Origin of the sequence: Deinococcus sp., assembly GCF_018260555.1 — a bacterium.
GTDB lineage: Bacteria > Deinococcota > Deinococci > Deinococcales > Deinococcaceae > Deinococcus.
Window position 1 is genome coordinate 1 of record NZ_JAGLBB010000097.1, and the last position, 7,191, is coordinate 7,191.

Consider the following 7,191-nt stretch of genomic DNA (forward strand, 5'->3'; position numbering starts at 1 on the left):
CGGGTCCGGCAGCGGGTGACGGCCGCCCGCGCCGCCGGGATGCACGGGGCCGCTCAGGTCCGTTTCCAGGTCCGCGTACACGGCGCCCGGAACGTGCCCCGCCAGGAACGCGGCGCGGCCCAGGAGCGGATCGCTCAGGGCGTAGCGGCAGTCCAGCACACGCACGTTGCCCAGTAGGTCTGGGCCCTGTAAGTCTGCGCCCTGTGGGTCTGTGTTCTGCGCGTGTTCCAGCAGCCACGCGGCGGTCTTCAGAGGGTGGGAGGTCATGCCCTCCAGGCTACAATCGTGCCGCGACCAGAAACAAAAAGCCCGCCTCATGGGCGGTGATTCCTGAAAGATAGCGCGAAATGCACGACCTGTCAAACCCATGCAGCCCAGCGGAAAAAAGCCGTCCAGGCCGCGTCCAGTGCCACCGGCGGACCCACGCTTTCATGCACCACGCCCGGAATCGTGACGCGCCGTGTGGGAGAAAGGCCGCCAGTCTGTATACTGGAACGTCTGTGGTCCGGGCCGCCCAGTGGGGGCGGCGGACACTCGGCGGAACCCCCCAGGCGCCCGGGGCGGAACCGACACCGTACAAGGAGCGTCCACATGCATAAAGTCGCTATCGTCGGCCGACCCAACGTCGGCAAATCCAGCCTGTTCAACCGCCTCATCGGCCGCCGCGAGGCCGTCGTGGCCGACCTTCCCGGCGTCACCCGCGACGCCAAGGAAGGCCTGATGCTGCACCAGAACCACCGCATCACCCTCATCGACACCGGCGGCCTCTGGAGCGGCGACGAGTGGGAAGACGCCATCCGCGAGAAAGCCGAGTGGGCCATGGAAGGCGCGCAAGCCGTCATCTTCGTCCTCGACCCCCGCGAGGGCCTCTCGGCCGCCGACTACGAAGTCACCGACTGGCTACGCCGCCTGGGCAAGCCCGTCATCATCGCCGCGAACAAGATCGACAGCCCCAAGCACGAGGTCTACATGGCCGACCTGTGGGGACTGGGCTTCGGCGAACCCATCGCCATCAGCGCCGAACACGCCCGCGGGCTCGACGACCTGCTCGACCGCGTCATGACCTACCTGCCCGAGGACGACGAGGACATCCCCGAGATCGCGCCCATCCGCATCTCCCTGATCGGCCGCCCGAACGTCGGCAAAAGCAGCCTGCTCAACGCCATCACGCAGACCGACCGCGCCATCGTGGCCGATCAGCCCGGCACCACCCGCGACTCCCTGGACGTCGAGTGGGATTACGGCGGTCAGCGCTTCGTGCTGGTCGACACGGCCGGTATCCGCAAGAAACCCGACACGGCCGTCGAGGACTACGCCATCCAGCGTTCGCAGGCCGCCATCGGCCGCAGTGACCTGATCTGGCTGGTCGTGAACGCCGGAGACCTCGGGGACCACGAACTGAAACTCGCGAACATCGCGTACGACAGCGGCAAACCCGTGATCGTCATCGTGAACAAATGGGACCTGGTGCCCGACGCGGACCTCAAGGCCACCGAGAAGGACCTGAACCAGAAACTCCACCACATCAGCTACGCGCCCCGCGTGTACACCAGCGCCATCAACGAGTACGGCATTCACGAGATGCTCGCCGAAGCCATGAAACTGCACGAGAAATGGCAGAGCCGCATCCCCACCAGCGAACTGAACCGCTGGCTGGGCGTCTGGCAGATGCGCCAGAGCGTTCCGAACTTCCACGGCAAGAAACTCAAGATGTACTTCATGACCCAGGTGGAAACCGCGCCCCCCACCTTTGCGATCTTCTGCAACCGCGCCGACTTCGTCACCCGCGCCTACGAGGGCTTCCTGCAAAACCGCATCCGCGAGGACCTGCAACTCGCCGGGATTCCCGTGCGTCTCAAATGGAACGAGAAAGGCCCGTACAAACGCGGTAAGAACGCCGACAACGACGACTGAATCTCGTCACGTGCCCCCGCTCCGGCGGGGGTTGTTCGTTACCAGTCAGCCTTGACCCGTCAGTTGTTTACGGTGCTGCCCCGGTCACGGCCCTTGTCCCGTGAAGTACCGGCGGGCCAGGGCCACGGCGTCCAGGCCGACCACGTGCCCGATGCGCCGCCCGGCGAGGTCGTCAGGTTCAATGTGAATGCCGCCCCAGATGCGGGACTGCCCGGCCTGATCGGCAGCGTCGGCGTACGTCGCCCATTGCAGGCGCACGGGCGCGGCGTTGGTGGTCGAGTCGGTGCGGATGAAGCCGGGCGCGGCCGTCATCTCGTACAGGCCGCCGGGAAAGAAGGCGCTGCCGGTCAGGTCGGTCAGGACGCTGGCGGCTGCGCGGCTGAACGTGGAGTGCCCGGACACGAAGCCGGGGAACGCGGGGCTGACGAACACGGCCGTCTGGTACGGAATCCACTCGGCAGGGTCACGCCAGGAGAAGCCCCCGGCGGCGTTGAAGCTGCGGACCAGCAGTTTCCCGCCCCGCTCCTCGGCCACGCCTGCCTCGTCGCGCAGGGCCTGCCGGGCGGCCAGGACGCGCACCAGCGTGATGGGCCGCGCGGTGTCAGATTGCCGTTTCACGTCCCAGGCGGCGATGGCGGCGTCGTGCATGGCGGCGTTCAGGGCCAGGTACAGTTTCACGTCCCATTCCAGGCGGGGCAGCGCCGGGCCGTGACCCCCCAGCCGGTGGGGGAGGCGGGCGTCGTCACTGACGGCGTTCGCCAGGACGTTCCAGTGGCCGGGGGGCGTCTCGGCGCGCGGGCCGTCCGCCCAGAATTCCGCGATGACGCGCCCGTAATCCGCGAGTTTCGTGGGGTTCGGCGCGTACGGCTGCCCGGTCACGGGGTTCACGGGGTGCCCGCGCCCGTCGTTGGTGCCCAGGGAGTTATTGCCGGTCACGGCGGGGGACAGGTCAGTCATGTCCGGCCGGGCGGGGTCCAGCTGGGCCTGCCGGCGCAGCAGCTCCGGCACCCAGCGGGCGGCCATGAGGGGGTCAGCCAGGGTGGGAACAGGACCGGGGTCGTGGTAGAAGCGGCCGCTGCGGGTCATGGCGAACGGTTTCACGTTGCCCCACTGCGGGCCCATGAAGGGCTGCGGGCCGCTGAGGGGAATGCCGTTCTGCGTGAACGGTTCTTTCAGCAGCAGCGGTTGCCAGTGGTCGGGGTTGCTGGGGGTCGCGCCGGGAATCTCGGGGCGCAGGGGACCGTTCACGGCCCGGTAGCCGGTATTGTCGGCGTACCCCTGCGCCTCGTTCGCGCCGTCCGTGCGGGCGGCGTCCAGGATGGCCTGCGCGACGCGGTTTCCGGTCGCGGCGGGCGTGTTCCCCTGCGTGCCGGTGTCGGCGGGGTCCAGACCCAGGTGCCGCAGACGGTCGTCGAAGCAGGTGCCGAGCGCCGGGACGACACCCGCGTACCGGGCGCGCAGCACGCGGTGCGCGGCGTGGTTCAGGGCCTGTTCGACCTGCGCGGGCGTGCCCTGGTGGGTTTCCTGCACGAACACGCCCCGCGCGGTGGGGTCGAAGGCGGCCCAGGTGTCGTACATGGCGGCCGACAGGTGGAACAGGGTACGGGCGTGCGCGGCGGGTTGCGGCAGCACGTTGCGAATGGCGTCCAGGGCCAGTTCGTCCCACACGCGCGCCGCCGAGTTCCCCGGCGCCTCGATGGCGGCCCACGCGGCGGGTGTCAGGGGGCAGGGGGGCGTGCCGGGGCTGGCCTTGACTCCGGCGGGGCCGGGAATGGGAGGCGCGCCGGTGTCCGTGATGGGCGCAGCCGGGCAGGCGGTCAGGGTCACGGTCAGGGCCACACCCAGGGCGACCTGTCGCAGGGAACGCAGCCAGACCCGGCGGCCCGGACCTGAGTGCATGAATGTGAAGGACGGCTTCATCTGCTTCATCTGCTTCATCTGCTTCATCTGCCGCGCAGTCTATGGCCCAGCCTGACCGCTGGCACAGCAACGTCATCAGGGACACGGGCGCCGGGTCTGGCCGTGACCCTCATTGTGTTCTGCCGCTCAGGGCTGGTAGGTCTTGAGCAGCCCGCCGAAGCCGCTGAGCGCCCGGGCGCGGTAGAACACCAGGCTGATCGGCAGGTTGCTGCCGCTGGCCGGCACGAAGTCGATGTTCAGACGGTCGCTCTGGGAGCGCCACACCATGACGGGCTCGTCGGGTTTCAGGGCGTTACCGCTGCGGGGGAGCTTGATGGTCTGCGTGATGGGGCCGTCCTGCACGTTCATGGCGCCCCGGTACAGGCCACCGCGCGGGCTGAGGGCCACGGCGGTCCCGGCCGCGCCGTTGACTTCCAGGTCATACAACACGCCGTAGTTGCCGCTCAGGCGCACGCTCTGGCGGGTCAGGGCGTCGGTCCCCGTGATGGCGGGGTCCACCTGACCGTCCCCGATCACGATGCGGGTGGGCAGCGTGCTCAGGTTCACGCGCAGGTGCCGCACGGCGTCCGGGAAGGTGCCGCGCACGTGCCTGCCGTCCGGGCGCAGGTACGGGAGTTGCTGCGCGACCTGCCCGGTGGGCGGCAGGGTATCTTCCAGCATCAGGAAGGTCAGCTCCACGCGGCCCGAGGTGTTCAGGTCCTGCATCACGTTCACGCCGCTCCCGGCGCCCAGGGTGGGGCTGGCGTACACGGCCGCCGACTGCCCCGGCATCAGGCTCAGGGTGGTGCTGCCACTGGAGGCGAAGTACTCCATGAGCGTCACCTGCCCCAGCAGTCCCTCGATGCGGGTGGGGGCCGTCTCGCCCAGGCGTTCGCTGCGGACTTCCACGGCGCGGGATTCGATGTTGCGGGCCATGACGTACAGGCGGGCCGGGCGGCCCAGGCCGTTCAGGTGGTACGCCAGCAGCCGCGCGCGCCCCTGCACGCTGTCCTGGTACAGGATGCCGCTCTGGGTGGGGACCTCGGGGCTGTCGCTGAACAGCAGCGGGTAGTTCGGGCCGTACGCGGTGACGGGTGTGGCCGATGGGTAGTTCAGAATCTGCGGGTCCGGGAAGGCGTCGCCGGGCTGCGCGTACTTCAGGGCGTACGTCAGGGGACTGTCGGCGGGCGTGCCTTCCACGCGGATGGTGCGCGTGAACGGCTGACTCTGCAGGCCCCGGCTGTTCGTGACGCTCAGCGCGACGGTGTACGTACCGGGCTGAAAGTACGCGTCCTGCCGGCCAGTCCAGCGGCGGGCGGTGATGTCCGCGCCGTCCGGGTCGAAGGGGTACTCGGTGTACACGATCCGCTCTCCTGGCGCGTACACGCTCTTATCCGTACTGAAGCGCGCCTGCGGGCTCAGGGGGTTGCCGCCGTCGCGCAGGGCGGTCAGCGTGAAGGTGCGGTCGTCGCTGATCAGGTTGGCGTTCAGGGCGTCGGCCAGCGTGCGGGCACTGACGTACAGGGTGGTGCCCACACTGGCGACCGTCCCGGCGGGCTGCCCCTGCCCGCTCAGCGAGGCGCTGTTCTGGCGGGTGTCCACGCTCAGGCGCCCCAGTTGCAGCTGGGTGCTGGTGCCCAGCAGCGGTTGCCCCAGCAGGTCCGCCACCTCGCGCAGCGGCAGCATGGTGCGCCCCCCGATCAGACGCGGCGGGCTTTGCAGCGTGACGGGACTGCCGTTCAGGAACGTGCCCGCCTGATCCAGCGTGAAGATCAGTTGCGCCGAACCCAGCATGGGCTGAGCCGCCCGCGCGTGCCCCAGCGCGCCCAGACCGGTCACGGCCAGACCCGCTACCGCCAGCCCCGCGCCGGTCAGGCTGCCGGTCATTGGGGCGGCCAGTGGCGCGGGCAGCAGGGCCAGCAGCGGCAATAGACGGGATCGTCGGGGGGAGGAACGAAACGGAAACGGGGACCACCGGGAACACTGCATCCGCTGAGTATGCCTGCCCAGACTGACCGGAATCTTCGCGCGGGCCTGACACAGCCGCGTTGGTGATTGAACGCTCAAGGGAACACCGCCCGCCCTGGGGGAGAACAGGCGGCCAGACGGGCGGGCGCAGGGGACCCGGCGCCCGCCCCCGGTGGGCGGCGCGGCCCGGAGCTATTTCAGGGTGCTAATGAAGCAGACGCAACCCGTAGCAGGCGCCGTAGGAGAGGCCTTGCTTTCAGTCTGGGCTTTCAGTCTGGGGGCACAGGCGCGGCCTACACTGGGGTATGACCGATTGGGGCACGACCGACGGGACCATCAGGGGCGTCACTGCCGCGCCGCAGAGGGGCGGATGAAGCGGGCGGCCGTGCTGTGGGGAGTGGGGCTGGCGCTGCTGCTGCTCGCGCTTGGCCTGACCCTACCGCGTGAGCGCAGGAACGAACTGAACCTCACGGACTTCACGGCGGCCCTGAACCGTGGGCAGATCAGTACGGCCGTCATCGTGTACCAGAACGGCACCGCGCAGGTCACCGGGCAACTCGGGGACGGCCGCCCCTACCGGACCCTCACGCTGGCGGTCGACCCGGTGCTGACCCTCGCGTCGCTCCAGCAGTCAGGCGTGACCGTCTCGTACCTCGCGCCGTCCCGCCTGAGTGTTCTGAGCGTCCTGAGCGTGGCCCTGACCATTGCCCTGATCGGCGCCCTGATCGTCCTGCTGGTGCGCGGTCGCCAGAGCGGCGGCGCGGGCGCGGCGGGGAATTTCGGGAAGTCCAGGGCGACCATGGTCAGCGAGGGCCAGATCACACTCAACTTCACCGACGTTGCCGGTTGCGACGAGGCCAAGCAGGACCTCCAGGAAGTCGTCGATTTCCTCCGCCACCCCGAAAAGTACCACCCGCTCGGCGCCCGCATCCCCCACGGCGTGCTGCTCGTCGGTCCTCCCGGCAGCGGCAAGACCTTGCTGGCCAAGGCCGTCGCTGGCGAGGCGAGGGTTCCGTACTTCAGCATTTCAGGCAGCGACTTCGTCGAGATGTTCGTCGGCGTCGGCGCCGCCCGCGTCCGCGACCTGTTCGAGCAGGCCCGCAAGGCCGCGCCCTGCATCGTCTTCATTGACGAGATCGACGCCGTGGGCCGCAAGCGCGGCATGAACATGCAGGGCAACGACGAGCGCGAACAGACCCTCAATCAACTGCTCGTGGAGATGGACGGCTTTTCCAGCGGGCAGGAAGTGATCATCCTGGCGGCCACCAACCGCCCAGACGTCCTGGACGCAGCGTTGCTGCGTCCGGGACGCTTTGACCGGCAGGTGGTGGTGGACGCGCCGGACGTGCGAGGACGCGAGCAGATCCTGCGGATTCACGCGCGGAAGAAACCGCTGGACGCCAGCGTGGA

General features: G+C 69.1%; 4 protein-coding genes and 1 pseudogene. 2 read left to right on the forward strand and 3 right to left on the reverse strand.

Features of this window, described 5'->3' with window-relative positions:
* A pseudogene (locus tag QZ271_RS13340) lies at positions 1 to 267 on the reverse strand (hypothetical protein); the annotation flags it as partial.
* Positions 268 to 591: 324 nt separating this feature from the next.
* On the opposite strand from QZ271_RS13340, the gene der reads away from it, so the two are divergent.
* Positions 592 to 1,914, forward strand: coding sequence for a ribosome biogenesis GTPase Der (gene der / locus QZ271_RS13345; RefSeq protein WP_291432279.1), 1,323 nt, complete (start codon positions 592 to 594; stop codon positions 1,912 to 1,914).
* An 84-nt stretch (positions 1,915 to 1,998) separates the two neighbouring features.
* Here the strand turns inward: der and QZ271_RS13350 are convergent, their stop codons facing one another.
* Both QZ271_RS13350 and QZ271_RS13355 read right to left on the reverse strand, forming a co-directional pair.
* On the reverse strand, positions 1,999 to 3,861 hold the full coding sequence (locus tag QZ271_RS13350) for a vanadium-dependent haloperoxidase (RefSeq protein WP_291432281.1): 1,863 nt from the start codon (positions 3,859 to 3,861) through the stop codon (positions 1,999 to 2,001).
* 99 nt (positions 3,862 to 3,960) lie between these two features.
* Complete coding sequence (locus QZ271_RS13355) at positions 3,961 to 5,607, reverse strand: stalk domain-containing protein (RefSeq protein WP_291432285.1); 1,647 nt, start codon at positions 5,605 to 5,607, stop codon at positions 3,961 to 3,963.
* A gap of 544 nt (positions 5,608 to 6,151) precedes the next feature.
* On the opposite strand from QZ271_RS13355, the gene QZ271_RS13360 reads away from it, so the two are divergent.
* On the forward strand, positions 6,152 to 7,191 hold a 1,040-nt coding region (locus QZ271_RS13360), incomplete at its 3' end, for an ATP-dependent metallopeptidase FtsH/Yme1/Tma family protein (RefSeq protein ID WP_291432283.1).